The 25864-nt window shown below is 34.3% G+C and carries 25 protein-coding genes and 1 riboswitch; of the genes, 11 read left to right on the top strand and 14 right to left on the bottom strand.

Annotated features, from left to right (window positions below; translation table 11 throughout):
- Window positions 1-15 precede the first annotated feature (15 nt).
- The 8 genes from HMPREF3134_RS06580 to HMPREF3134_RS06545 form a co-directional block, all read right to left on the bottom strand.
- Window positions 16-696, bottom strand: a complete 681-nt coding sequence (locus HMPREF3134_RS06580) for a GntR family transcriptional regulator (RefSeq protein ID WP_070441654.1) — start codon at window positions 694-696, stop codon at window positions 16-18.
- Between the two features lie 137 nt (window positions 697-833).
- Window positions 834-1556, bottom strand: a complete 723-nt coding sequence (locus HMPREF3134_RS06575; protein WP_070441651.1) for a MerR family transcriptional regulator — start codon at window positions 1554-1556, stop codon at window positions 834-836.
- Window positions 1557-1648: 92 nt separating this feature from the next.
- A complete protein-coding gene (locus HMPREF3134_RS06570; RefSeq protein ID WP_070441648.1) occupies window positions 1649-2524 on the bottom strand; it encodes an alpha/beta fold hydrolase in 876 nt (291 codons plus the stop codon).
- A gap of 141 nt (window positions 2525-2665) precedes the next feature.
- Window positions 2666-3364: a GTP pyrophosphokinase gene (locus tag HMPREF3134_RS06565; RefSeq protein ID WP_070441645.1), complete on the bottom strand. Its 699-nt coding sequence runs from the start codon at window positions 3362-3364 to the stop codon at window positions 2666-2668.
- 164 nt (window positions 3365-3528) lie between these two features.
- Window positions 3529-3948: a DUF2188 domain-containing protein gene (locus tag HMPREF3134_RS06560; RefSeq protein WP_053025346.1), complete on the bottom strand. Its 420-nt coding sequence runs from the start codon at window positions 3946-3948 to the stop codon at window positions 3529-3531.
- A gap of 71 nt (window positions 3949-4019) precedes the next feature.
- On the bottom strand, window positions 4020-5957 hold the full coding sequence (locus HMPREF3134_RS06555) for an FUSC family protein (RefSeq protein ID WP_070441642.1): 1938 nt from the start codon (window positions 5955-5957) through the stop codon (window positions 4020-4022).
- Between the two features lie 168 nt (window positions 5958-6125).
- Window positions 6126-6410, bottom strand: a complete 285-nt coding sequence (locus HMPREF3134_RS06550; protein ID WP_037550272.1) for a putative quinol monooxygenase — start codon at window positions 6408-6410, stop codon at window positions 6126-6128.
- 241 nt (window positions 6411-6651) lie between these two features.
- Complete coding sequence (locus HMPREF3134_RS06545; protein WP_070441639.1) at window positions 6652-7932, bottom strand: pyruvate MFS transporter; 1281 nt, start codon at window positions 7930-7932, stop codon at window positions 6652-6654.
- A gap of 339 nt (window positions 7933-8271) precedes the next feature.
- Window positions 8272-8381, top strand: a riboswitch (TPP riboswitch).
- Window positions 8382-8444: 63 nt separating this feature from the next.
- Here HMPREF3134_RS06545 and HMPREF3134_RS06540 point away from each other — a divergent pair.
- The 7 genes from HMPREF3134_RS06540 (at window position 8445) to HMPREF3134_RS06510 (ending at window position 15164) form a co-directional block, all read left to right on the top strand.
- On the top strand, window positions 8445-9035 hold the full coding sequence (locus tag HMPREF3134_RS06540; RefSeq protein WP_070441687.1) for a thiamine phosphate synthase: 591 nt from the start codon (window positions 8445-8447) through the stop codon (window positions 9033-9035).
- Window positions 9028-10143, top strand: a complete 1116-nt coding sequence (gene thiO, locus HMPREF3134_RS06535; RefSeq protein WP_070441636.1) for a glycine oxidase ThiO — start codon at window positions 9028-9030, stop codon at window positions 10141-10143. Before HMPREF3134_RS06540 ends, thiO begins: the two co-directional genes overlap by 8 nt.
- On the top strand, window positions 10127-10327 hold the full coding sequence (gene thiS, locus HMPREF3134_RS06530) for a sulfur carrier protein ThiS (protein ID WP_037550281.1): 201 nt from the start codon (window positions 10127-10129) through the stop codon (window positions 10325-10327). Before thiO ends, thiS begins: the two co-directional genes overlap by 17 nt.
- 1 nt (window position 10328) lies before the next feature.
- Window positions 10329-11096 (top strand): thiazole synthase, encoded by a 768-nt coding sequence (locus tag HMPREF3134_RS06525; RefSeq protein WP_053018443.1) that lies wholly within the window; start codon window positions 10329-10331, stop codon window positions 11094-11096.
- Complete coding sequence (locus HMPREF3134_RS06520) at window positions 11096-12094, top strand: ThiF family adenylyltransferase (protein WP_070441633.1); 999 nt, start codon at window positions 11096-11098, stop codon at window positions 12092-12094. Before HMPREF3134_RS06525 ends, HMPREF3134_RS06520 begins: the two co-directional genes overlap by 1 nt.
- Window positions 12095-12207: 113 nt before the next feature.
- Window positions 12208-12822: an undecaprenyl phosphate transporter UptA gene (locus tag HMPREF3134_RS06515; protein WP_070441631.1), complete on the top strand. Its 615-nt coding sequence runs from the start codon at window positions 12208-12210 to the stop codon at window positions 12820-12822.
- A gap of 377 nt (window positions 12823-13199) precedes the next feature.
- Entirely contained in the window at window positions 13200-15164 is a 1965-nt protein-coding gene (locus tag HMPREF3134_RS06510; RefSeq protein WP_070441628.1) for a fructose-bisphosphatase class III, read from the top strand.
- A 273-nt stretch (window positions 15165-15437) separates the two neighbouring features.
- Here HMPREF3134_RS06510 and HMPREF3134_RS06505 read toward each other — a convergent pair whose 3' ends face one another.
- The gene (locus HMPREF3134_RS06505) at window positions 15438-17219 is read right to left on the bottom strand and encodes a cation:proton antiporter (RefSeq protein WP_070441625.1); all 1782 of its coding nucleotides are present in this window, start codon (window positions 17217-17219) and stop codon (window positions 15438-15440) included.
- A 253-nt stretch (window positions 17220-17472) separates the two neighbouring features.
- Here HMPREF3134_RS06505 and HMPREF3134_RS06500 point away from each other — a divergent pair, with 253 nt between their 5' ends.
- Window positions 17473-18510, top strand: a complete 1038-nt coding sequence (locus tag HMPREF3134_RS06500; protein WP_276312338.1) for a YkvI family membrane protein — start codon at window positions 17473-17475, stop codon at window positions 18508-18510.
- Window positions 18511-18571: 61 nt separating this feature from the next.
- Here HMPREF3134_RS06500 and HMPREF3134_RS06495 read toward each other — a convergent pair whose 3' ends face one another.
- The 4 genes from HMPREF3134_RS06495 to HMPREF3134_RS06480 all read right to left on the bottom strand — a co-directional run bounded on the left by HMPREF3134_RS06495 (window position 18572) and on the right by HMPREF3134_RS06480 (window position 21566).
- Window positions 18572-19165: a methylhydroquinone degradation carboxylesterase MhqD gene (locus HMPREF3134_RS06495; RefSeq protein ID WP_070441619.1), complete on the bottom strand. Its 594-nt coding sequence runs from the start codon at window positions 19163-19165 to the stop codon at window positions 18572-18574.
- Window positions 19166-19180: 15 nt separating this feature from the next.
- Window positions 19181-20086: a VOC family protein gene (locus tag HMPREF3134_RS06490; RefSeq protein ID WP_070441616.1), complete on the bottom strand. Its 906-nt coding sequence runs from the start codon at window positions 20084-20086 to the stop codon at window positions 19181-19183.
- 14 nt (window positions 20087-20100) lie between these two features.
- Complete coding sequence (locus HMPREF3134_RS06485; protein WP_070441613.1) at window positions 20101-21069, bottom strand: ring-cleaving dioxygenase MhqE; 969 nt, start codon at window positions 21067-21069, stop codon at window positions 20101-20103.
- 62 nt (window positions 21070-21131) lie between these two features.
- A complete protein-coding gene (locus HMPREF3134_RS06480) occupies window positions 21132-21566 on the bottom strand; it encodes a MarR family transcriptional regulator MhqR (protein ID WP_037550309.1) in 435 nt (144 codons plus the stop codon).
- A 177-nt stretch (window positions 21567-21743) separates the two neighbouring features.
- On the opposite strand from HMPREF3134_RS06480, the gene aldA reads away from it, so the two are divergent.
- A complete protein-coding gene (gene aldA, locus HMPREF3134_RS06475) occupies window positions 21744-23171 on the top strand; it encodes an aldehyde dehydrogenase (protein WP_070441610.1) in 1428 nt (475 codons plus the stop codon).
- Window positions 23172-23220: 49 nt separating this feature from the next.
- Here aldA and HMPREF3134_RS06470 read toward each other — a convergent pair whose 3' ends face one another.
- Entirely contained in the window at window positions 23221-24183 is a 963-nt protein-coding gene (locus tag HMPREF3134_RS06470) for a metal ABC transporter solute-binding protein, Zn/Mn family (protein ID WP_070441608.1), read from the bottom strand.
- 173 nt (window positions 24184-24356) lie between these two features.
- Here HMPREF3134_RS06470 and HMPREF3134_RS06465 point away from each other — a divergent pair, with 173 nt between their 5' ends.
- Complete coding sequence (locus tag HMPREF3134_RS06465) at window positions 24357-24638, top strand: GNAT family N-acetyltransferase (RefSeq protein WP_037550318.1); 282 nt, start codon at window positions 24357-24359, stop codon at window positions 24636-24638.
- 238 nt (window positions 24639-24876) lie between these two features.
- Window positions 24877-25683 carry a VOC family protein gene (locus tag HMPREF3134_RS06460; protein ID WP_070441605.1) on the top strand — a complete coding sequence of 269 codons (807 nt, stop codon included), beginning with the start codon at window positions 24877-24879 and terminating at the stop codon, window positions 25681-25683.
- Window positions 25684-25864: the final 181 nt, after the last annotated feature.

Genomic DNA, 25864 nt, shown 5'->3' with positions numbered 1-25864 from the left:
CCTTCTTTCTTCTATTTATCTTAGCCAGAAACTTTCAATGTCTTCGCCAACATCATCAAAATTTAAGTGAAAGGCTTCTCTTAATTTTGTAGAGTCATAGTGTTCTACCGCTTCAATAAACACCTCATGGTTACTATGAATGCGTTCAAAATCTTCTTTATCTTGCTCCATGCGATGTCTCATAGATAGTAATACGAGTGTTTCTATTACGGGTTTCAAATGATTCCAAAATGCTTGTAAATATTGATGGTTGGATGCGATAATCATGGCTTCATGAAATTGAATGTCATGTTGTGTAAATGCTTCAGCATCTTCGAATTTAACTGCTACTTTCATCATTTCAAGGTGCTTACGCATCTCTTTAGTTATAGGTGCTCTATCAGTGTGTTTGATCTTAGAGAAGGCAAATGACTCTAACATTAAACGTAAATCATAGAGTTCTTTCTTCTCTTGATCACCAAACAGTAAAACTTTAGCTCCCATGCGTTCTAATTGAATAAGTTGATCCGTCTGTAATAATTTGAATGCATCTCTAACAGGGGAACGACTAACATCAAATTGTTTTGCGACTTGATTCTCAGTAAGTAGCGTATCTACTTCGATTTCCCCACTCACAATTTGCAATCGTATTTCTGCTGCGACACCTTCTCCTTTAGACATGCCACCAAGCCATTGTTCTGGATAACCTTCTTTCACATCTTTCACTCCTATTGACTCAATTACAACTTGTATACAAGTATATTAATATATACGTTTCGTTTTTGCAAACGCTTTCTTTTTATAAATTTAAAAAACCCGGCCACAGATGGACCGGGAAAACCATGATTAAAATTCTATTTCTTCTCTTCAGAAACTTCGATGCAGTAATGTGTTTCGTGACACTTAGGGCATTCTAATTTACGTGTCTGCATAGTATGTCGTGCCAAAATAAACTGTTTCAATGATGGCTTAAACGTATATTGGCAATTGGGACACAGATATGAAATATTTTTATAATAATATGTTGTTAATCCAACGGCATAGGTTACTAAGATAGGCACTATCGCAATAAAAGGTTTACTCGAACTTCTCAATAAACTTGCGATTAACACTGTGTATTGAATAATGCCAATGACACCTGCGCTAATCCATACTTTACTTTTAAACGATTTCAATGTAGTAGATTGTTTCATTGCTTTATCTATGTCAGATAAATGATTTATTGGAGCGCTTGATTGACTTGAAATATATTGGTCAACGTTGTTCAAATGTTTTAGTGCTTTTGTTTGATTATATATACTTGTCTCTAATTCTTTCTTATTCAGTTGCAACATTGCTTTAAGCGTCTGCATATCGCTATCCTCGTAAAGTAGCGTTTTAATTTCATCCAATGTACAACCAAATTGCTTTAACAAAACTATCAACTGTAGTTGTTGTATATGATCATCATTGTAATGTCTACGATTTGATTCTGATGCACGTTCAGCTGTCAATAAGCCTTTACGATCATAATATTGTAGTGTTCGAACTGTAACTCCTAAATGATTGGCTAGCTCTCCAACTGTATAATGTGACATAGTGTCCACCTCCTACATTGAATCTACCTCATGACGCTACGTCACGAGCAAGAGATTTTTACACATAGCTTAAAGTAAGTCTGAAGGATGTCTTATTTGTCTTCTATCCAATCTTTAATATGATCGACAATGCCTACCGTACCATTTGGTAATTGTTCAAGGACAGAAGGAAAGTCCATATGGCCGATACCTGGATAGACGATTTCTTTCGTTTCTCCTCCATAGCGTTTATACTGCTCCATTGTCGCTTGTGAATCAGTATACGGAATGATTTCATCATCTTTGCCAGAGATAAATAATAACTTAGGAAATTGTTCAATTTCTTCAATATCTGGAAGATAATCAGCTTTAATTGTATAAATTAAGTCTGTAATGATTGTTTTAATTGGGGCGACGAATGATAAGATATCTAGTCCGTTTTCTTTTCGTGCGTAGACCGTCTTTTTTAAAATATATTGTGGCAAATTTTTAATTGCAGTAATTTCATCTTTAAAGTGATCACGTTTACTATCTGTAGAGAACAAACGTGCTAGCATACTTGTGTTTGGTGTAATTTTAGCTGCGCTGCTTAAATAAACAAGGTGCGATATAGGCAATGTATTAAATTTCAACAAACGTGTGCCAATCATACCACCCATCGAGTAACCAATGACCATGACCTTTTCAAGTTGTTGTGACGAAACAATTTGTTCCAAAACGTCTTCAATTCGTTCAGAGTAATCATCTAATGTGTGATTATTGCGATCGATACTTGAGCTTTTGCCACGGCTTGGACAGTTAATATAGATCATCTTATATTCTCTAAAGTACGGTTCAAACATCGTCATAATGCGGTAGGTCATGATTGCCCCATGTAAGAAGACAATTGCCCTATTTGAAGTTTGATTCCCGGCAAATGCCACTTCGACTTGTTCGTTATGATAATTTTTCAATTGATAAATTTGTGTTTTGAAATATTTTCTGTTCATAATCAACCTCAAAAATTGCTATATTACTAAATTATTATTTTATCACAAAATTATCAAAACAGAGGCAAATTAAAAAGTATAACTTATAGAATTGTTGCAAGTTACGTACAATTCATCAAGTTATACTATAAACTAATCGTTTTAGTTATTATCTGAAATAGCAGAATGAATCGATTGCATTTTAGATTCTACATCTGCAATTTCAAGTGCACAGTCTTTTAACATATCACTATAATCATCCGTACTCGCATTATTTTTATAGCGAATTTTATGCTCTAGACTTGCCCACATATCCATACCAATGGTTCTAATTTGAATCTCCACTGGAAGCTTTTCAACTTTATTTGATAAGAATACTGGGATAGACACAACAATATGTAAGCTTCGATAGGCGTTGTCTTTTGGATTTTTAATATAGTCTTTACGTTTTAGAAGTTTGACATCCTCTTGTTTTAATAGCATCTTTTCAATGACATAAATATCCTCTAAATAGTTACAAACAACGCGAATACCTGCAATATCTAATATATGTTCACGAGCACTTTCTGCACTAATATCTAGTTGTTTGCGGTGCAACTTTTTAATTAAGCTGTTCATTTCTTTCACACGGCGTTCCATATGGTGAATAGGGTTGTGTTTATAAACGTGATTGAAGTTGTCATCTAGAATATCTAATTTTGTACTGATTTCTTTTAAGGCTGAGGAGTATAAGTGGTCCAGTTCTACGAAGCCAATAAGTCTATCAAAGGCTTCGTCTCCATCTTTAAAATGATGTAAGTTATCTTTAAATTCACTTCGTAATTCTTCTATATACAATGATGGTTTTCTTTCTACATACATAGTATTTCCTCCTTAATCATCACTGTATATTATAGCGAATTGCAAAATGAACTAAAAATAATACTCTTTGATTTCACATTATTTTTAACAATTAAATTTATAATTAAAAATGCAAACCTTTATATTGAACAATGCGTCTAGACATAAAGGTTTGCAACTATTAATTATGATGATTCATTCTTATTATGTTCGATGACTTTTGTACCACGATTATCAGCGATGTCTTGTGCGCGTTTAGTGGCCTCTGCTTTCATCTCAAACGTATCAGACGCTTGTTTCGCACCTTCTGTTTTCACTTTCCATTCATCATCTTCGAAATAGACATGTACATTTTCGTCATTTAGTTTTGGATTTGCAGATTGATCTTTTTTGTGTTGGGTAATGTGTTTATGTTTTAATTCATCTAGCTCATCTTTCGTCGCATCTTTATACCAATCTTTAGCTTGCTGTGTAGCAATCGGTATAACATCCCCTTCTTTATAACCATCTTTTAACATAGCATTACCAATATCAATTGCTTTCTTACGTTCTAATTCATCGAAGTTCTTCCACGTGTTCGGATAATCATCCATCGTCCAAGGCATCCTATCAAACTCCTTTTTAACTTGATAGTTTGCTTTACCACTATCGTTTAGAGTGAAACTTGCTTATTGGACTATGCTTTAATCGCCACACCATTTTCAACATCATCTATATCTTTACGTGTATGCACACAATTATTTTGTAGTCTCATTAATGCCGATTTAATGTAATTATATTGAGGTAAATCGGAGAGTTCATTAATTTCAAGTCGGCTTTGAAGTTCGAAATGTTTCGCTAAATTTTCAAAAGTAACTAGGTATTCTCCCATTTGCTGATCTGAAATACGTTGACGTTGATGATCTTGCATCGCACGCATTAACATAAAGTTAATCTCTTCCAAGGCAAATATACTTGGATAATAATAACGAATTACTTCTTGATTAGAGAACAATTCATCACTTGCTGAATTGTTGATTTGAATCATGTTACTCATTTTCACTGAAAGTGCTAAACTTTCATCTCTTTCACGTAAATCATCTTGGTAGTGATTCTCTGAGAATAAATATTGGAAGATTACCGCTTCCTTACGAACCACTTCTGCAATCGTTCGTGGTAACATGACAGACGCTGTTTGACGGTTAATAAGAAGAATTCCGACAACTGCAATTGCTATACCGATTAATACATCAAAGATACGTGTATAGGCAATTGAAATTGAAAGGTTATCTGATGCTAAACCATTTAATAATATAACTTGGATCGTGATAAATATAACTGCGAACGCATAGTTTGAACCTACAAATGTTTCAGTGACCATCGCTGCAATACCCATTATGATAACGGCAATGATTAAGTGTGGATTGAAATACAATATAGCTGATAAAACAAGTGTTCCTAAGATAGTACCTAGTCCACGAGCAACAGAACGGTCTAACATACGTCGAGTTGTCATGCCTAATAAGACTGTATGTGCTGTTAATGGTATCCAGTAAGATTTTTGGATATTAAAGGCTAATGAAATAAAGATTGCTACTGCCATAATGACGGCGTAAATTAATGTATTTCGAAATACAATCGAATCTAATGTTAAATTATGAATGATACGTTGACTATATAACGGTTTACGAACACTTGCTTCATGTTCAATTTGACTTGAATCTAAGTTCGTAATTTCATCAATTTTCAAGATATATTGTAATAAATCATCAAATGCTTCATCTACATGAACTTCTTTTGCCCACTTTTCACGAGAGGCTGTTGTTCGATATGCATTTCGTATCGCAACATCCATCATTTCAACTAATTCATTTGGTATAGGGCGTATACCTTTTTCATGTAGTTCCAATAATTCTGAATATAACCCCTGTGCCGATGTGTGGAGTAATAACAGTCTTTGAAAGCGCGGACTCAATTTCTGGTTCACTCCAGCCGTAGCAGTGATTAACAATTCATCTGAATTTTTAAACTGTGTTACCGCTGTTTTTGTACTTTCTTTAAATTTATCGACATCATTATAATTGTGCATTAATTCTTTAATCATGTTAAAGTCCGAATTAATCGCTCTATTTTCGATTTTTTGTTTTTGGAAAAGTATTGTCAAGATGACTACTAATGTAGCAATCGCACCACCAACAAGAATTGCTAAACCACGGTATAACGCTTCATTTGGTGCTATTGGCAAGTTACTTGGTAAACAAAACGTTACAAGAAAGAATGTTGAAGATGGTCCTGCAATCTTCAATGCACTGAAGATGTAATATGGGATGACTGTAACTAATAATAAGGTTACGCCATATAATATCGGCTCAGTAACTGTAAGTGTGCCCAGTATCATACATACTGCAAATGACAATGAGCATACGATAACAGTTCTAATCATTGAGCGGGGTGAACTTTTGAACACATAGATATGCGCCAACGTCCCAGTCGATACAAGCAATCCTAATGCAAAATTGCCTAGGAAATAACCTAATAGTGCTGGGATAATTAATAACAAGCCTTGTCTGACACCCTTCATCAGATCAACTTTACTTGTGTCAAATGTGATAAGTGAGTTTAAAACATTTCCCAATGTTATCTTTCCTTTCTATAAAACATACATATTTAATGGTAACACTTTTTATTAAGTTATATGATGACCATTGTCTAATTTACAAAAAAGGTAGGATTGAAATTATATCTGTGACATAGATTTCAAATCCTACCTTAGTAATGTATATTATTATGAAAATTTCTTTAATTATTTGGCTTCCGCAACATCGATGACTGGTTTTTCTGTAATATATTTGCCGATATTTTCGCTGAACACTTTAAAATGGTCTGAGTGGTTGTGTGCTTCAACCGCATCTTGATCTTTATAGTTCTCTACGACTACGAATGTATTTCGTTCAGTTACATCTTCATAGTGGCTATAAAATGTATTTCCTTCCTCTTCACGTGCATGTTTAACTAAGTTCGTCATTAAATCTAAATAGGCTTCACGATGTTCTTCACTTACTTTAAGTTTGGCATTAATAATAATCATACATTTCACCCTCAATTTTGTGATTAATTTAATACTATTTTACCATTTTCACTCATACATAAAACAATAATGTGACTTTAAGCTTTAAACACATTTTATTATATTTTCTCAAAATAGACATTTAGTGAATCTATGTTCCAAAGCACTTAGCAAGTAATGTAATTAAATAAGCCAGTAAATGAATTAATTAAAATCCACTTACTGGCTAGATTCTAGGAATGATTTCCTAGCTTATATGAAATTATTTTAATTCACGACTTTCATCTTTAATCAATGGTTTGTCTGGTGATACAAACAACCATAAAATTGCTGCGATGACTGCTGGAATAATTAATAATTGGAAAGTCATTGTCCAACCAAGTGATGCAACCAACGCACCAGCTAAGAATGGACTTAATAATGCACCAATGTTACCCCATAAATTCATCCAACCAGATACTGTACCGGCAAAGTTTCTACCAATGTCATTAGCTGCTGCCCAGCTCATACCCATTGATATACCCATACCACCTAAACCAAGTGATAACCAGAAAATCGTTACGTATAAATTCTCAGTATGTACTGCAAAGAAAATTGAAATTGCAAATACGATGAAACCAACAATGGCAATTAAACCTCTTGAAACGAATCTTGATTGTCCGCTGCGTAAAATTTTATCTGAAATCGCACCAGCAGACAAAATTAAAATAAACATGATAAACCAAGGTAATGAACTAATAGTCATGTCTTTAAATTCAACATGATATTGTTCAGTTAAATAAGTTGGTAACCAAATCAAGAATAATGAAATAACGAATTGTACTACAAAGTATTGACCTGCAATCGCATAGAAACTTACACGACGGAAGAATTGATTCCAAGGTGGTAGTGATTTACTTGTTTGAACAAGGTCACGATTCTCCATAATGAAATGTTTCTCAGCGTCATTAACCATACGGTGTTGCTCTGGTAAGTCTTTCGCAATGATTCCCCATAGTATTGCAATTAAAATACCTACAGCACCGAAGATGTAAAATACAGCTTGCCAATTAAATGCATTTACAATAGCAATAGTAATCACAGGCGCTAATACAGGTCCAAAATAAGAACCAGCGAGTAACATACTAGATGCTCTACCTTTCTCATCTTTAGAGAACCAGTTTGCATTAAACACAGCGTTTGATGGATACATTGGCGCTTCACCAACACCGAATAAGAAACGCACTAAATATAATAAACCGTGATGTTTAATCATACCTGTAAAGATAGTGAAAGCACTCCACCATACTAAAGCGATTGTAATCATCTTACGAGGTCCAAATTTCTCAGCTAACATACCAGAAGGTACTTGCATTAACGCGTAACCTAATGAGAAGAATGAAGCTAATAGACCAAATTGTTGCTTTGTCATATGTAAATCTTCCATCATTTGTGGGGCAATATATGAGATGTTAGATCTATCCATGTAAGCAATAACACCTATGATAAAAAATGCTAATGCGAAAAACCAACGAACACTACTTTTCTTTTGTCTTTGTACCATATCCTCTTTTTCCTACTTCCTTTAATTTGTTGATTCTAAATATGTTGTCTAATATAATCACGAGACTCCCTATTTGTAAAAATAACTCCCTTAAAACCCTTACCATCATAAGGTTTCAGCATTTATTTTTAATAATATTACCAGTTTTTGAAATCGTTTTCAACATCTTATTTAAAAGTTCTTTTATTAAATTGTAGATCGTTGGTTACTTTATTCACTAAATTCGTATTTACGCTTTGTAATCTCAATATTCATTAAAATTTGAACTCCATTTAAAAAAATTGTAAAATGAACTTGAAATGAAACGCTACTCATCATTATTTAAAATTAAATAGATAATTTATCCACTGGAAGTGCCTTTGTTTAAGGCTGAGAGTAAAGAAAGAACTTTATAATTCCTGGAACCTGATCCAGTTTGTACTGGCGTAGGAAAGTGGCTTACACATATCGTTACATAGATACTAACGCTATTTCCTACTAAGGAGATAGCGTTTTTTCATTTATTAGGGGTGATAGACATCTTTATTGCGATAACAACTTATAAACATTTAACAGAAGCAGACTTACAACACTTCATTGAAATTAATAAAGGCATCGATGGTTTACTCTTTCGTACGCCTATGTCTAGTGATGATTTATTTTCCTTTTTAAAAAAATTAATCGCTGCTGGCTTTCCAAGAAACAAAATTATTATCCATAGTGATGTTGACTTATTAGAATCCTTAAAACTTAAACGCTTGCACTGTCGTGAAATGGACACATTAGCGTTCGATTATAAAGCACAACATCCTGATGTTGAAGTAAGCATGTCGACGCACACTATTAACTCTGTGAAACAAGCTTTTAAACATCAATTAGATTATGTCTTTTATGGTCATATCTTTACCACGGCTTCTAAGCCAAATCAGCAGCCTAGATCAATGTCTGAAATCAAAGCCGTGTTACAAGTTCCGATTCCAGTCTATGCCATAGGAGGTATTACTGAAGATACGATACAACGGCTTCCAAATGGCTTTGCAGGAATTTGTGCAATTTCTTATTTTATGAGCGCATCTTTACAACAAATTCAACATCTACGAAAGGAGTGGTTGAAAGATGCATGACGTACTTATTGTTGGTTCTGGTGTTATCGGAATGTCCATTGCGAGACAAATAAGTCATACGCAACTCGACATTGCAATTGTCGACCGTGATATACCTGGTAAACATGCTTCATATAAAGCTGGAGGCATGTTAGGTGCACAAAATGAATTTACAGAAGACAGTGACTTATTTCGTCTCGCTCTAGAATCACGTGAATGCTTTCCTGAATTATGCGAAACACTCCAAGATGAAACTGGAATAGATATCCAATATCAATCATCTGGATTGATTAAAATCGCAAATCAAATTGAAGATGTTGAGCATTTGCGCTCACAATTTCAATTCTTACACGCCTTAGATGACAATGTAATTGAACTATCAGACGATGAATTAGCAGATTTAACCGATGGTAGTGTGGTTGCATCTGAAATGGCAATCTACATTCCAAATGATGGACAAATCAATGCAAATCATTATACGAAAGCATTATTTAAATCCTTACAACAGCGTCGTATTTCGCGCTACTTCAATACAAATGTAACAGATATTATTCGCCAGAATGGTTACTATCAAATCGTTTCATCTCAAGGTGATTTATATGCGAAGAAAATCATTGTCGCAGGTGGTGCATGGTCATCTCAATTGTTAAAACAATATCAATTGCCTCGTGAGGTTGTCGGCGTTAAGGGCGAAGTTCTTCTCATGGAACATGACGATTTAAACTTACAGCAAACGGTATTTATGACTAATGGATGCTATATAGTTCCGAAAGCGCCTAATCGTTACTTAATTGGTGCTACTAGCGAATTTGATAATTATTCTGTAGGTAATACGGAACAAGGCGTCTCATGGTTAAAACACTATGCGACAGAACGTATACCTGAACTTGCAAACGCACGTATCATGAAGCAATGGTCTGGCGTACGTCCATATACCAATGGCGAATTACCAATTATGGACCGAGTTGACGATGGATTATATGTCATTACCGGCCATTATCGAAACGGTATTTTATTGTCCCATGTTATTGGTCGTGACATTGCAAATTGGCTATTAACTGGAGTCAAACCATCTCGCTATGAATCTTTCAATGTCTCAAGGAGGTTAAATCATGAAATGCATTATTAATGGCGATGCATTCACATTCGACACTGAGCAATCCATTCATCAAGTGCTCATCTCTCTAGAATTAGACCCAGAACGTGTCATTGTTGAACATAATAAAACATTAATTAAACAAGAAGATTATCATCAACACACGGTACGTGAAGATGACCAATTAGAATTATTAGAATTTGTTGGAGGCGGATAAAATGTTTAAAATTGGAAATTTAGAATTACAATCTCGTTTATTACTAGGTACAGGAAAGTTTGAAAATGAAGACATACAAACAGAAGCGATTAAAGCTTCAGAAACAAATGTACTTACTTTCGCAGTAAGACGTATGAATTTGTATGACAAGAATTTACCTAATCCACTCGCAAACATTAATTTAAAAGACTTTATAACTTTTCCAAATACTGCTGGCGCAAAAACTGCTGAAGAAGCCATTCGTATTGCAGAAATCGCTAAACATGCAGGTGTATGTGACATGATTAAAGTAGAAGTTATCGGTGATGATGAAACATTATTACCTGATCCATTTGAAACATATGAAGCTTGTAAAGTATTGCTAGAGCGTGGATACATTGTATGTCCATATATTTCTAATGACGTCGTTTTAGCTAAACGTTTAGAAGAATTAGGTGTGCATGCCGTTATGCCATTAGCATCTCCAATCGGAACAGGTCGCGGCATAAACAACCAACTTAATTTAAGTTACATTATTAAAAACTCAAATGTGCCAGTTATCGTTGATGCTGGTATTGGTTCTCCGAAAGATGCATGTCATGCGATGGAATTAGGGGCTGACGGCATTCTACTCAATACAGCGGTATCAGGTGCTAAAGATCCTGTGAAGATGGCAGAAGCAATGAAATTAGGTATTCATGCTGGTCGTTTGTCTTATGAAGCAGGACGAATCCCAGTAAAATATACTGCCCAAGCATCAAGCCCAACTGAAGGTTTAGGTTTCTTATAATGCAACGTTACAATCGTCAAATGAGATTCCCTCCTTTTGGTGAACAAGGACAGCATGCCCTTTCTAATGCACAGTTACTTATTCTAGGTGCCGGCGCATTAGGTAGTCATGTCGCCGAGCTTCTTGCTCGGATGGGGGCACATCACATCACAATCGTTGATATGGATATAGTTGAAACGTCTAATCTACATCGACAAGCGCTTTATACTGAAGATGACGATCAAAATATGGTACCAAAAGTACACGCAATAAAAGAACATATTGCACATATCAATCATCATGTAGACGTACAAACTTATTACCAAGAAATAACTTCAAACAATATTGAAGATATATTAAATGAAGTTAAACCAGATATCGTTATCGATGGGATGGATCATTTTAAAATTCGTTATCTCATCAATGAAGTGTGTCACAAACATCAAATTCCTTGGGTATATGGTGCTGCTGTCGGCAATAAAGGAACAGTTTATGGCATTGATTTCAAAGGACCATGTCTAAAATGCCTCTTAAAACAAATGCCATCAAGTGGCGAAAGTTGTGCGATTAATGGCGTACTACCAACTATTATTACGCAAGTAGCAAGTTATGAAGTTGCAGAAGTACTTCGTTACCTATCTGGGGAAGGCTTTTCAAAGAAACTAATCACTATTGATACGTGGCATATCGATTATAAAGCGATGAACGTCGATATATTGAAAGATCACGCGTGTGAGGTATGTGCGAATCAACACTACTCACTCTTAGAAACGAAACACCAGCAGCATATTGAAAGCTTATGTGGACGTACATATCTCTTTAGATATCAGCCAAGTATATTTGAACACGCACACCACCTTCCCTGTGAAATTGTGAAATCCACTTCTTTCGCAAAATTAATTAAAGATGACGATTATGAAATTACCTTATTTAAAGATGGACGTATGAATGTTTATGGCATCGAAGATGATGAAGAAGCAATTAAGTTGTATCATTCTTATTTAAAAGCGCTAAAATAAAAATACACATAGATTTATACAAGCAATTCATAGTAAATTTTATTATAATAAATTTACTATGAATTTTTAATTTCACAAATAATGCTTTTAATAAAAGGAGTTCTTGAATATAAATGGAACAATTAATCACTGATTTTATAAGTAAGTGGGGTTATACTGCAATCTTTATTCTCATCTTATTAGAGAATGTTTTACCTGTTGTCCCTTCTGAAATAATTCTTACCTTTGCTGGTTTAATGTCAGTTAAGTCGGGTTTATCAATACCTATTTTATTCCTTATATCAACAATCGCATCATTTATTGGATTATTAATCCTATATTATTTATGCCGTTTAATTAACGAAGAAAGTATTTATCGTTTTGTAGATAAACATGGTAAATGGTTTAAACTTAAGGGTAAAGATGTAAGGCGCGCAAATGACTGGTTTAAACGTTATGGTGCATGGGCAGTATTACTATGTCGCTTTATTCCAGTATTACGTGTATTAATCACAATTCCTGCAGGTATCAATAAAATGAATGTCGTTACGTTCGCAGTATTGTCATTACTAGGTACTACAATTTGGAACTTCGCCCTAATACTATTAGGCCGTATGCTAAGTGGTAGTTTCGATACTTTAATGGCTGGTTTACACACTTATTCATATATCATGTATGTCATTATTATTCTTGCAGTACTTTACTTACTGTATAGAATATTCTTTAAAAACAGAAACCGAGTTAAATAACAGTTAAGGGAGTGGGACAGAAATAATATTTCCAAAATTTATTTCGTTGTATCCCCAACTTGCTTAGCTTGTAGAATTTCTTTAAGAAATTCTCTTTGTTGGGGCCCCGCCCACCAGGCAAGGTTGACTAGAATTTAAAAAAGCTTGTTACAAGTGCATTTTTAAATCAGTCAACTACTGCCAATATATATTTGTAGCCTGAGTCATTAAATTATGTCCCAGGCTTTTGTCTTACATATATTTAAACTTTAAGAATTAATTCTTACATTTTAAGCATCACCATTGAAAAAGTGGTGATTTTTAAAGATAATTAATGTAAGCGATTTTATGACATATCTACCCATATGAATATCAATTCCAAACAGGAGTGAAATTAGATGACACAAACGACTGAAAGTGAATTACGAGAGAAATATTTAGATTTATTATCACAACAATTTGATAGTCCTGAGAAGTTAGCAACAGAAATTGTCAACTTAGAGTCTATTCTAGAATTACCAAAAGGTACTGAACACTTTGTCAGTGACCTTCATGGTGAATACGAATCGTTCCAACATGTATTGCGTAATGGATCAGGTAATGTCCGTTCAAAAATAAACGACCTTTATGCAAAGACATTATCCCAAAAAGAAATCGATGACTTAGCTGCCCTCGTCTATTACCCTGAAGAAAAATTAAAACTTGTGAAAAATAACTTCGATTCAAAGGGAAAATTGAATGTTTGGTATATTACTACAATTGAACAATTAATTGATTTAATTACTTATTGTTCATCAAAATATACACGCTCAAAATTACGTAAAGCGTTACCTAAAGAATATACATATATCGTTGAAGAGCTACTTTATAAGAATAATGAATTCAACAATAAAAAGTCATATTATGAAACACTAGTAAATCAAATTATCGAGTTAGAACAATCTGACGACTTAATTATTGGTTTATCTTATAGTATCCAACGTCTAGTAGTTGATCATCTCCATGTAGTTGGTGATATTTACGACCGTGGTCCTCAACCAGATAAGATTATGGACACGTTAATCAATTATCACTCTGTTGATATTCAATGGGGAAACCACGATGTCTTATGGATAGGTGCATATGCTGGTTCTAAAGCATGTTTAGCCAACCTACTTCGCATATGTGCACGATACGATAATTTAGATATTATTGAAGATGCTTATGGAATTAATTTACGTCCGTTATTAACGCTTGCTGAAGAACATTATAGTGGCGATAATCCTGCATTTAAACCTAAGAAGCGCCCTGATAAACCAGTTGGGCTATCTAAACTTGAAGAAAGCCAAATCACTAAGATTCATCAAGCCATTGCGATGATTCAATTCAAACTAGAAATGCCAATTATCAAACGTCGTCCTACCTTTGAAATGGAAGACCGTTTAGTCTTGGAAAAGGTCAACTATGATACGAATGAAATCACGATTTACGGTAAAACATATCCTTTAAAAGATACATGTTTCAGTACTGTGGACCCACAAGATCCTGGTAAATTATTACCTGAGGAAGAAGAAATTATGAATAAACTGCTACTTTCTTTCCAACAATCTGAGAAATTGAAACGTCACATGTCGTTCTTGATGAAGAAAGGAAAACTTTACCTTCCATATAATGGCAATCTTCTTATTCATGGATGTATCCCTGTTGATGAGAATGGAGAAATGGAATCATTCGAAATTGAAGGTGAACAACATAAAGGGCGTGACCTTTTAGACGTGTTTGAAAGACATGTACGCTATGCATACGACTACAAAGAAATCACTGATGATCTATCAACAGATTTAGTGTGGTATTTATGGACTGGTAAATACAGTTCACTTTTCGGAAAAAGAGCGATGACAACATTTGAACGTTACTTTATTGAAGATAAGGCTTCTCATAAAGAACCTAAGAATCCATATTATTATTTAAGAGAAGATGTTGATATGATTCGCAAAATGTTAAAAGACTTCGGTCTCAATCCAGATGAAGGTCGAATCATTAATGGTCATACACCTGTTAAAGAAATAGATGGTGAAGACCCTATCAAAGCAGATGGTAAAATGTTAGTTATCGATGGTGGATTCTCAAAAGCATATCAAAAAACGACAGGTATTGCGGGTTATACATTACTTTACAATTCATTTGGCATGCAATTAGTCGCACATCAACATTTTGATTCAAGAGATAAAGTACTATCAGACGGTGCAGATGAATTATCAGTTCGTCGTGTTGTAGATGAAGAATTGCAACGCAAAAAAATCAGAGATACCAATGATGGTAAAGTACTTCAAGAACAAATCCGCATCTTAAAATTATTAATGCATGATAGATACTTAAATTAATACAAATATTTATGACACCATAAAATAAAGGGCAATTTCTATATATTCAAAATAGAAATTGCCCTTTATTTTGTTTATTCTTAATAACAGATAGTAAAGCACACAAATAGGTAAGTAATTCTAAAATGGATTATGAAACATAGTTGATAAGACTCCTAAGGGAGCAGTGGCGTAAATGAACGTAAGTGTTCACACACTTACGTAAGTAGTTCTAATGATTAAAATCAAAGAACTACTTTACAATCCTCTAATTAAACATAACTTAAACTATTTTCAATACACATCTCTTAAGATGCCGTATGTGCCTTGATCATATTGTGGTATAGGTTTAGTACTTTTATTAAATGAGACAACACTATTATCATCAACGTGATAAATAATCATATCATGATCAGTAATTGTGTCGTATTCCTCTGCAAGTACCTCCACAATATTCTTATTACTTATCGTATTATCAAACCATCTTGGACTGTGTGATTCATCAAATAAAATATGATTGCGTAATGGACCATTTAAGTTATTACGTGCCTGTTCATCAGTAAATGACACTGGCATCATACTTACATTATTCAATCCAAACTCCGGTACCAATTCATTAAACGCTAAACTATTAAAAATAAACGACTTAGTCATTAATAGACATTTATTATAACGAATTAAATCCGCATATATTCGATCACTACTTGATAATAAATTCCCCTTAAACACTTCAAAACCAAGTTCTTCTGCCTTCTCCGACGTATTCTCAAACAAATTAAATACCATAATAGGAATATCATGTTCATGCAATTTCTTACCTAGATGGAATGAAAATTCACTCTCTCCTACTATAATAACGCCTGGTGGTTCTGTACTCGCAAGTCCAAGCAACTTACTCAATGGCGTAAAGCTAAAGCCATAAATGACAACTGTAATAAACACTAGTCCAAACGTCACTGGCGTGATATAACTTGCCATTTTCACATGATCATCCATGAATAATCCTCCAAAGAATTGTGCCACAGTTAAAACGACAATCCCTCGAGGTGCCATCATTGCAACAATAGCGCGTTCTCTTTTCGTGATCTCTGTACCTATTGTTGATAATAAAACAGAGATTGGACGTACCAATACAATCATTGCAATCGCAAAAATCACTAATTGCCATGACAAGACATCCATCAATACAGATGACGTTAATGACGAAGTGATTAATATAAAGACGGTAGATACAAGAATAGATGATGCATTTTCAATGAAATGATCTGACTCCTTGTAAATTAAATCATGTCTCTTATAACGTGCCATCATTAAGCCGAAAATGGTAACGGCTAATAATCCTGATTCTTGTAATATTTGGTCACAAATACTAAAGACTAATAAAATAAAGACCAACTGAATCGATGGCATCAAATTTTGCAGAATAAAATCACGTTGAATTAACCAATTGAAAACGAATGATGCTCCGAAGCCAATAATGGCTGTTATAATCATTTTCAAAATAAAGATGAGAATAACTTGGACACCAAAACCTTGCTCAAATATTTGATAAATATAAAACGCTGTTAATGCGAGTATCGGTCCTATTGGATCTAATATGATACTTTCCCATCTTAAAATAGAGTCAACACTCTTACGCACCTTTGCTTGCTTAAGAAGTGGCTGAATGACGGTTGGACCTGTAATTAAGAATAATCCGCCCATCACAACCGCAACAGAGATTGGAAAATCTAAAATTTTATGTAATGCAATCGCACCGAGCACCCATGATATAGCTGCGCCAACGGTAATAATTCGAATGACCGCTTTAGAAATGCCTCTTAATTCACGAAAGTCTAAATTACTACTTCCTTCGAATAAAATGACAGCTACAGCTAAAGACACAATCGGACTAAATACTTCGGCTCCCAATGTTTCTTGAGGGTTAACCAGTCCCAATATCGGTCCAATCAATAAGCCCACAATCGACATAACTACAATTGATGGCCATTTAATCTGTGTCGCTAACCATTGACTAAATATGCCTAATGCTAAAAATAAGACAATGATTAACATGACAGGTAAATCTAATGACATACCTACACCTTCCTCAATAAGATTCAACTTTTTTTATACTGTGTAATACTATCAAACTTTGATTAAGCCTGCATTATTATTTTATAAACAACCTGTTAATGCCTTTTTAGGACACACAATGTTCACTTCGAGTAAACTTTCCTATTTATTTCTAGTATCTTTTCATCTAAAATAGGTAATTGCGTTTAAATATATGAATTTAGAAATGATTTGAAAGGAAATTTTAATTGTGCAACTTTTTAAAGAGAGTATCATGGTAGCTTTCGCATTTGTTGGTGTTGTCGTTGGTGCTGGTTTTGCTACTGGTCAAGAAATATTTCAGTTCTTCACAAGTAACGGTATCTATAGCATCTCTGGCATTATTGTTACCGGTTTGATTATAACGCTAGCAGGCGTGTTCGTATTAAACACTGGCTTTGTCATTCAATCTCATAATCATTCTGAGTCTATTCGATATTATTTACATCCAATCATTGCACGTATCTTTGATATTATCTTAACTCTATTCTTATTCTCCTTAGCGATGATTATGACTGCGGGTGGTGCGTCAACTATACATGAAAGTTTCGGATTACCTTATTGGTTAAGTTCATTAATTCTAGTGTTAGTCATTCTGATGACGCTATTTCTTAGATTTGAACGTCTGATTACGGTATTAGGTATGGTTACACCGTTCTTAGTCATTGTTGTTTCTATTATAGCTATCTATTATTTTATAACAGGGGATTTAAATTTTAGTGCGACCAATCGTTTCAATAAACAGCATCATTCTCTATCACTTGGTTGGTGGTTTGATGGGTTAAATTATGCAAGTCTACAAATTGCAGCCGCATTTAGTTTTTTAAGTGTTATGGGCGGTCGCATGCAGCATCGTCAGTCTGGCTTATGGGGTGGCCTAATTGGTGGCATCATTATCACATTACTGTTATTAATGATTAATTTTGGCCTTGTTACAGAATTTGAACATATTCAATCTGTCGCATTGCCTACCCTATTACTCGCAAGTCACATTTCACCATTATTAGGTACAGTGATGTCGATTATAATGGTTCTTGTTATCTATAATACGATTGTAGGTCTTATGTATGCATTTGCTTCCAGATTTACAGAGCCATTTTCCAAAGGGTACTTTGTACTCATCATTATAATGGCTATCATCACGTTTATATGTACATTTATCGGTTTCATTTCTTTAATTGGAAAAGTCTTCCCAATCATGGGATTATTTGGCTTCATACTCCTTATCCCCATTTTATACCAAGGGTTTAAACACTTAATATTCTCTAAATAATTTAGGAAAACATTAAAATGGACCCAAAGATGCGAACCATACATCTTTGAGTCCTTTTCCATTATGAATTCAGTATTTCTTGACCTTTCTGTAATCCAGCTTGTGTAATTTCATGACTATTGACCCATACTTCTGTAACCTGTGCACCCAGTTGCTTAAATAAATTAATAACATGTTCACTTTGTTCAATAGATACGATTGGATCATTTTTTCCCATTGATAATAGAACGTCTACATCACTCATATCTTTGCTTGTTGAAGCGTCTATTGGATAAAGTGGCGCAAATAGTAATGCTTTTTTAAACGGTGCTTTGTCACGTAACATTAAGTTAATCGCAATATTTGATCCATTAGAGAAACCAACTAAAGCCGTTCTATTCAAATTAAATTGATACTGTTCAGCCGCTTCATAAATAAAATCTAGCAACCGTTGACCTCGATATTCTAAATCTTCCTCATCGTATACACCTTCAGCAAGACGTTTGAAATAACGATTCATACCATTCTCATTGACGTCTCCACGAATACTTAACAAGTTATAGTTAGGATTTAAAGCTGTTCCAAGTGGAATAAGATCTGTTTCATCCCCACCAGTACCATGTAACAAAATTAACGTAGGTGAGTTATCCTTACCTGGTCTATAAATATGTTCCATTTGTGTCACCTCTCCTTAGTCCTCTTTTAATTTTAATGGCATTAAATGACCTTCTATTTCATATCTTCTTCCCTCGTAAAATGGAGGTAATTGTAGTTGTTTACCTAAATCATTTACATCTTCATCAATCGTGAAGCCAGGTCCAGCAGTCGCAAATTCAAATATTAAATTGCCAGGTTCTTTCATGTAAATCGCATGAAAATAGAATCGTTCTTTCACATCTGTTACATGCAAGCCTTTATTAAGAAGATAATCACGCCATTGTACATGTACCTCGTCATTTGGTACTGACCATGCAATATGATGGAAGATGCCACCACCCCAACGTACAGGTTGTGGGTTTACAAACTTTTTCACAATAATTTGATGATGCACGCTACCACTCGTTTGATAGTGCACATTGTCATCTGTTTCTTGAATATATTCCAACCCTAAATCATTTCGCAACAATGCTTCCGTAGCTTGAGGATTAGCTGATAGCATTGTTACGCCATGAAATCCTATGATGTCATTGTTAACACATTCGTCATCACTCTCAACCATCGCTAGTGTTAATCCGTGAATGTCCTCAAATTCTAACGTTGCTTGATTGAATGATTCAGTTTGACGTGTTTGAATCCCATTCGCATTCAATTTCATTTCCCAATGTGACATGCTATCTTTCGGTATTCTAAACGCTAATCGTCCAACCTGACCTGAACCGATACGACCTCTATATTGATTTGGCCAATTAAAGAAAGTAAGTACCATATCATGTTGCGCTCTGTCATTTGAGAAATATAAGTGATATGTTTTTGTATCATCATAATTTACTGTCTGTTTAATCAAAGTTAAATTTAATACATTTGTATATAAATCATACGTTTCTTGAGCATCTCCTACAATCGCTGAAATATGATGAATATGTGTAATTGGTTCCATAATTCAATACCTCTCTATTTATAACTTTTTCCAGTTGTATCAAACGGACGAACTTGCGCTTCAATCGCTTCTCTTTGTTTCTCTAAAAATGGTGGAAGTGATAATTTCTCTCCTAGCGTTTCATAGGGTTCATCACCCATAAAACCAGGTCCATCAGTTGAAATTTCTAACAAAATATGACCGATTCTTGCATACAATGCTTCAAAATAAAAACGGTCAACTAAACCAGAGTTTGGTATGCCTAGTTCTTGATATTTCTGTATCCAGTGTTCAATAGCCTCATGATCTTTCACTCTAAATGATGCATGATGGACTTCACCATATCCTTGTACAGCAACTGGTCTCTCTGTATTCTTTCTTAAAATAACTTGACCACCATTGCCACCTTCACCGACTTCAAGCAATGCTACATCTTCTTCATTCATAATTGTTCGCATTCCATATATATTTTCCAACAATTGTTTGAAATCCTCGAAGTAACTAACCGTAATTTCGATTGGTCCTAAGCCATAAATTGCTTTATCCTCTGGAACCGGACCATTCTTCCATGGTTTACCTGGTGAGACACCGCTATTGCCTTCATCGGATACTAATTGATAGTCTTGTCCATCCTCCTCTTGAAAATGCAATACCTTCTTACCTAGCACATCTTGAATACCATCATGTTTTATACCAAATGCATCAAAACGCTTCATATAGTATGTCAATGCTTCATCACTCGGAACACGAAACGATGGTTTAGTAATCGAATTGGTACCTTTACGTCCTTGAGGAATTCCAGGAAAATCAAAGAATGTCATATCTGTACCAGCTGTCCCCTCATCATCTGCAAAAAATGTATGATACGTTTGAATATCATCTTGGTTTACTGTTTTTTTAACTAGTCTCATACCTAGTACTTCGGTAAAAAATTTATAGTTACGTTCAGCATCATCTGTAATTGCAGTTACATGATGAATACCTAATAAATCATGTTTAGCCATATTAAAAACCTCCATTTATTTCGATTTAGAGATAATTTTCGTTATAAATAAAAGTGCACGATTTACACTTCAGTAGATTGTGCACTTAATTTTTTGAATGCTTGCTGAATCGTTATCAATTCTTCATCTGATAGAACTGAAAATGCTTGTTCTAACGTTGTGGCATGTTGTGGAAATATATCTGACATAAATTGTTGACCTTTGTCAGTAAGTGTGGCGTTATATACACGCTTATCTGATGGATCTTTATCACGTGTAATCCAACCTTTGTCTTCTAATTGGCTCACAACGTATGAAATACTACTACTCGCGATGAGCACCCTATCTCTAATACGTTGAATAGGTTGTGGACCTTTACTATAGAGTAATTCTAACACTGCAAATTCCGTCACGTTGAGCCCGTAATTCTTTACATCTTGTTGCACGATTTTTTCTAATGTATCTAATGCTCTATTTAGACCAATAAATGCTTTTAATGAATGTTCTGTGCGATCCATTTACTAACCACCTTTAATTTATTTCGATTTCGAGATAGATTGTACACGCGTTTCAATTAATCGTCAATATGTTAGTTCTATTATAATTTCAATATCTATTTATTTCTATCTTTTTTCAAAATGAAATAAGCATGAAAACGGTTGTTACAGGGAATACAAACATTGGAGGTGTCTCAAATGACCAATCAATTATTTATAAATAATGAATTTGTAGAGAGTAAATCTAGCGACACGATGGAAGTCATCAATCCTGCTACAGGAGAAACATTTGATACCATTACTTTCGCAACTGAGGAAGAAGTTAACGAGGCAATCGAAAAATCTAAACATGCACAACTTGAATGGGAAAAAGTACCAGCACCAACACGTGCAGAGCATGTAAAATTATTAATTCCTTTATTAGAGCAAAACAAAGATGAACTTGCCAAATTGTATGTTAAAGAACAAGGTAAAACATTAGCGCAAGCTGAAGGTGAAATCGATAAAGCTGTGCAATTTATTGATTATATGACAAGTTTAAGTATGCGTAATAAAGGCGAAGTACTACAAAATAATGTATCGAATGAAATGATTCAATTAATTAAAAAGCCAATTGGCGTAACTGCAGGTATCGTGCCATGGAATGCACCAATTATGGTCTTAATGCGTAAAGTGATTCCAGCACTTGTAACGGGATGCTCAATCGTCATTAAGCCAAGTGAAGAAACAACATTATTAACGTTAAGATTGGCTGAGCTATTCCGTGCTTCAACAATTCCAGCCGGTCTAATTCAAATTTTACCAGGCACTGGAGAAGCTGTGGGTACACAGCTTGCCACACATAAAGATGTACAACTCATTTCTCTAACAGGAAGTATGCGTGCTGGTAAAGCAGTTTATAAGAATGCAGCAGATACAGTAAAAAAAGTGAATCTTGAATTAGGTGGTAACGCACCTGTCTTAGTTACACCTCATGCTAACCTGGACAAAGCGGTGGACTACATTGTCAAAACAAGAATTAATAATGCTGGTCAAGTATGTACTTGCCCAGAGCGTATATTTGTTCACGAAGATGTTCATGATGACTTTGTAAACAAGGCTAAACAACGTATGAGCGACTTACAAGTCGGTGACCCATTAGACGATAACACTGATTATGGTGCTATTATCAATCAAACACAATTGGACAGTATTGATGATAAAGTGCAAGAAGCCGTTAAGAATGGTGCAGACTTAGTTTTAGGTGGCCATAAATTAGATCGCGCTGGTTTCTTCTATGAACCTACAATTCTTGATAATGTTAAAAAAGATGACAGTGCCTTTAAAGAGGAAATTTTTGGTCCTGTTCTAGCAATTACAACTTATAATGATTTCGATGAAGCAATTGATTACGCAAACGATACAAATGCAGGTTTATCTTCTTATATCTTTTCAGAGAATTTAAAAGAAGTGATGGAAGCTACAGAACGTTTAAAATTCGGTGAAGTTTACGCTAATTGCGAAGCAGAAGAAGTTGTTAATGGTTACCATGCTGGTTGGAGAGAATCAGGTTTAGGTGGTGCAGATGGTATTCATGGTTTCGAAGAATACTACAATACAACGGTGAGCTATATTAGATATGAATAAATAGGTATAAAATATCCCCATCTCCTAATGAAAGGATTGGGGATATTTTTTATTGATTCAACGCTTTATCCAACGCTTTAATATTCTTTTTCATGATTGATTGGAAAGTTAAGTCTTTGTCGTTAACTTGTTCTTTAGATAGAACAGACAAATTATTAAAACTTACTGGTTCTGCATTGGTTTCATCACGAATAACATCAGTTATCTTTGAAGTGATATTTTGTTCGTAAAGGATATAAGGTTGCTTCGATTGATTGATTTGTTTAATAAGCGCAAGAATATCCTTTTGACTAGGCTCTTCGTTATTCATACCACTAACACCCTCTTGTTGAAAGTGATAGCGCTCTGCTAAATAACCTAATGAATCATGAGAGATAGTTACTTTTTGTCTTTTAGGATTTTTAGTAATTGTTTTCAAATTATTGTCTAAATCTGTTAAATCCTGATTTAATTTCTTAAAATTTTGTTCATAATATGCTTTGTGTTGAGGATCTCTTTTAACTAAATCATTTTTTATTTTTTCTGCAAAATGCTTGTCTAAGACTGGGTCAAGCCAAACATGCGGGTTGTAACTTTCCTCTTCATGACTATGATGGTGGTCGTGATCTTCATGATCATGGTCTTCTTCAAGCAATGTATGATGATTTAAATCAGCTGCAACTGCTAATTTCATATCATCGTTGGTCATTGATTGCGTAATCGTCTTAGCCACTGGATCTAAGTCGTCACTTGAATATATAAATAGATCACTTTTAGCAATATTAATCATATCTCTTTGAGTTGGTTCATATGTATGGGTGTCTGCACCTGGAGGATAAATCGTATCCACATTGACATATTTGCCACCTATTTGTTTGGTAAAACTTTCAAATGCAAATACTGTAGTATAGATATTTATTTTATTATTAGTTGAAACATCTTTCTTTTTCGCATCCGAATATTGCCCTGTGCTACAAGCTGATAAAGCAATACTAATGCACAGGACGATAATGATATAGCCAATCCTCTTCACACAGAACCCTCCAAAGCGTAATAAATTCGTTTTTAACTATATCTTTAATAATGTAATAATGCAATATCTATGTTTATTATATTATTTAGGATTAAATATTTAATTATAAAATGTTTTAGATTTCTTCAAAAGTGATAGATAGTAATATGACATTATTAAAGGAGTGACGTTTTATGACACAAGAAATTAAACAAGGACATCAACAATTTTATGTTGGCGAAGATGAACAAAATGCTCAAGCTGTCATTACGTTTAAACAAGTAGATAATAATGAAATCGACATTGACCATACTGGTGTCGCTGATGAATTAGGTGGACAAGGTCTAGGAAAACAATTAGTTGAAGCTGTCGTTAATTATGCACGTGAAAATAACTTAAAAATCATCGCATCTTGTCCATTTGCGAAAGACGTTCTAGAGAAAAATGATGATTATCAAGATGTTTATTTAGGATAATCTATTTCATAATCGTTGTCATACAATTTGAAGTTAACTGAAATGTTTCACAGAATTAGCTTTTAGGCTAGGATGAGGTTTTTAATCACCTTTATTACATTAGTCTAAAAGCTTTTTTGTATGCTTTTAAAGTTTTAAAGCAACTGTCTTGATTAATTTAACGATTAGTAGTATATTTATTATACTTAATATAAATAATAAATAAAGATGACTTATTCATCTTAGGAGGCACTACATTATGAATGAATTTCACACTACTGAAGCAACACAAGTTACTAATATTACATTAAACGTTGAAGACTTAAATAAAATGACAAACTTCTATAAAAATATACTAGGATTTTCAATTAAAGAACAAGACTACAATCATGTCATCTTTAATGTTGGTGCTAATGGTCATACATTAACACTACAATATTTAGAAGATGGCCGCCGTCCTGGATTTAGAGAAGCTGGTTTATTCCATATCGCTTATTTACTTCCAACACGCACAGATTTAGCAAACTTTTTATTCCATGCTAGTCGTTTGAATGTGCCTGTAGGTGGTGGTGATCACCTTGTAAGTGAAGCGTTATACTTTAATGATCCAGAAGGTAACGGCATTGAAGTATATCAAGATCGTCCATCTGAAGATTGGCAATGGGATGGTAATTTTGTAAAAATGGATACACTTGCAGTAGATGCGGACGATTTAATTGCACAACGTACTGAAGAAGGTTGGAACGGTTGGCCAGCAGATGGCAAAATTGGACATTTACATCTTAAAACACACGATATCGGGCAAGCACGTGACTTTTATGTGGAACAAATAGGTTTAGAACACATTTCTAATTTCCCACAAGCTTTGTTCATGTCTACTCAAAAATACCATCATCATATCGCTACTAATGTATGGCAATCTAACCAAGCTAGAACAGATAACGAGACTACTTATGGCTTAGTTCATTTCGATATATATAAACCAAATGCTAAAGAAGAACATATTACATCTCCTGAAGGCTTTGATATTACAGTTCACAGTGATACAAGTGTCGTTCCAAGATAGAATGATTAATATTTGGCATCGTTTATAAAACATGTCATTTTAAATAGATTGGGGGCGGGACAGAAATAATATTTTTCCAAAATTTATTTCTGTCCCGCCCCAATAACAAGTTTGTCTTGGATTAAAAAGAAGCTTGCTACAAGTGTATTTTTAATTCAGTCAACTACTGCCAATATATATT

The sequence above is a fragment of the Staphylococcus sp. HMSC14D10 genome (genome assembly GCF_001808125.1).
Classification (GTDB): Bacteria; Bacillota; Bacilli; order Staphylococcales; family Staphylococcaceae; genus Staphylococcus; species Staphylococcus haemolyticus.
The sequence above is the reverse complement of the archived record's forward strand: the minus strand, read 5'-3'. Positions and strand labels throughout refer to the sequence as shown.

Excerpts from the sequence above, each read along its gene's own strand:
- HMPREF3134_RS06460 (WP_070441605.1), top strand. The coding sequence starts at position 24,877 with ATGAATGAATTTCACACTACTGAAGCAACACAAGTTACTAATATTACA.
- HMPREF3134_RS06485 (WP_070441613.1), bottom strand. The coding sequence starts at position 21,069 with ATGGCTAAACATGATTTATTAGGTATTCATCATGTAACTGCAATTACA.
- HMPREF3134_RS06500 (WP_276312338.1), top strand. The coding sequence starts at position 17,473 with ATGGTAGCTTTCGCATTTGTTGGTGTTGTCGTTGGTGCTGGTTTTGCT.
- HMPREF3134_RS06495 (WP_070441619.1), bottom strand. The coding sequence starts at position 19,165 with ATGGAACATATTTATAGACCAGGTAAGGATAACTCACCTACGTTAATT.
- HMPREF3134_RS06505 (WP_070441625.1), bottom strand. The coding sequence starts at position 17,219 with ATGTCATTAGATTTACCTGTCATGTTAATCATTGTCTTATTTTTAGCA.
- HMPREF3134_RS06565 (WP_070441645.1), bottom strand. The coding sequence starts at position 3,364 with ATGTATGTAGAAAGAAAACCATCATTGTATATAGAAGAATTACGAAGT.
- aldA (WP_070441610.1), top strand. The coding sequence starts at position 21,744 with ATGACCAATCAATTATTTATAAATAATGAATTTGTAGAGAGTAAATCT.
- HMPREF3134_RS06550 (WP_037550272.1), bottom strand. The coding sequence starts at position 6,410 with ATGATTATTATTAATGCCAAACTTAAAGTAAGTGAAGAACATCGTGAA.
- HMPREF3134_RS06525 (WP_053018443.1), top strand. The coding sequence starts at position 10,329 with ATGTTTAAAATTGGAAATTTAGAATTACAATCTCGTTTATTACTAGGT.
- HMPREF3134_RS06465 (WP_037550318.1), top strand. The coding sequence starts at position 24,357 with ATGACACAAGAAATTAAACAAGGACATCAACAATTTTATGTTGGCGAA.
- HMPREF3134_RS06575 (WP_070441651.1), bottom strand. The coding sequence starts at position 1,556 with ATGTCACATTATACAGTTGGAGAGCTAGCCAATCATTTAGGAGTTACA.
- HMPREF3134_RS06490 (WP_070441616.1), bottom strand. The coding sequence starts at position 20,086 with ATGGAACCAATTACACATATTCATCATATTTCAGCGATTGTAGGAGAT.
- thiS (WP_037550281.1), top strand. The coding sequence starts at position 10,127 with ATGAAATGCATTATTAATGGCGATGCATTCACATTCGACACTGAGCAA.
- HMPREF3134_RS06515 (WP_070441631.1), top strand. The coding sequence starts at position 12,208 with ATGGAACAATTAATCACTGATTTTATAAGTAAGTGGGGTTATACTGCA.
- HMPREF3134_RS06570 (WP_070441648.1), bottom strand. The coding sequence starts at position 2,524 with ATGAACAGAAAATATTTCAAAACACAAATTTATCAATTGAAAAATTAT.
- HMPREF3134_RS06520 (WP_070441633.1), top strand. The coding sequence starts at position 11,096 with ATGCAACGTTACAATCGTCAAATGAGATTCCCTCCTTTTGGTGAACAA.
- HMPREF3134_RS06560 (WP_053025346.1), bottom strand. The coding sequence starts at position 3,948 with ATGCCTTGGACGATGGATGATTATCCGAACACGTGGAAGAACTTCGAT.
- thiO (WP_070441636.1), top strand. The coding sequence starts at position 9,028 with ATGCATGACGTACTTATTGTTGGTTCTGGTGTTATCGGAATGTCCATT.
- HMPREF3134_RS06480 (WP_037550309.1), bottom strand. The coding sequence starts at position 21,566 with ATGGATCGCACAGAACATTCATTAAAAGCATTTATTGGTCTAAATAGA.
- HMPREF3134_RS06510 (WP_070441628.1), top strand. The coding sequence starts at position 13,200 with ATGACACAAACGACTGAAAGTGAATTACGAGAGAAATATTTAGATTTA.
- HMPREF3134_RS06545 (WP_070441639.1), bottom strand. The coding sequence starts at position 7,932 with ATGGTACAAAGACAAAAGAAAAGTAGTGTTCGTTGGTTTTTCGCATTA.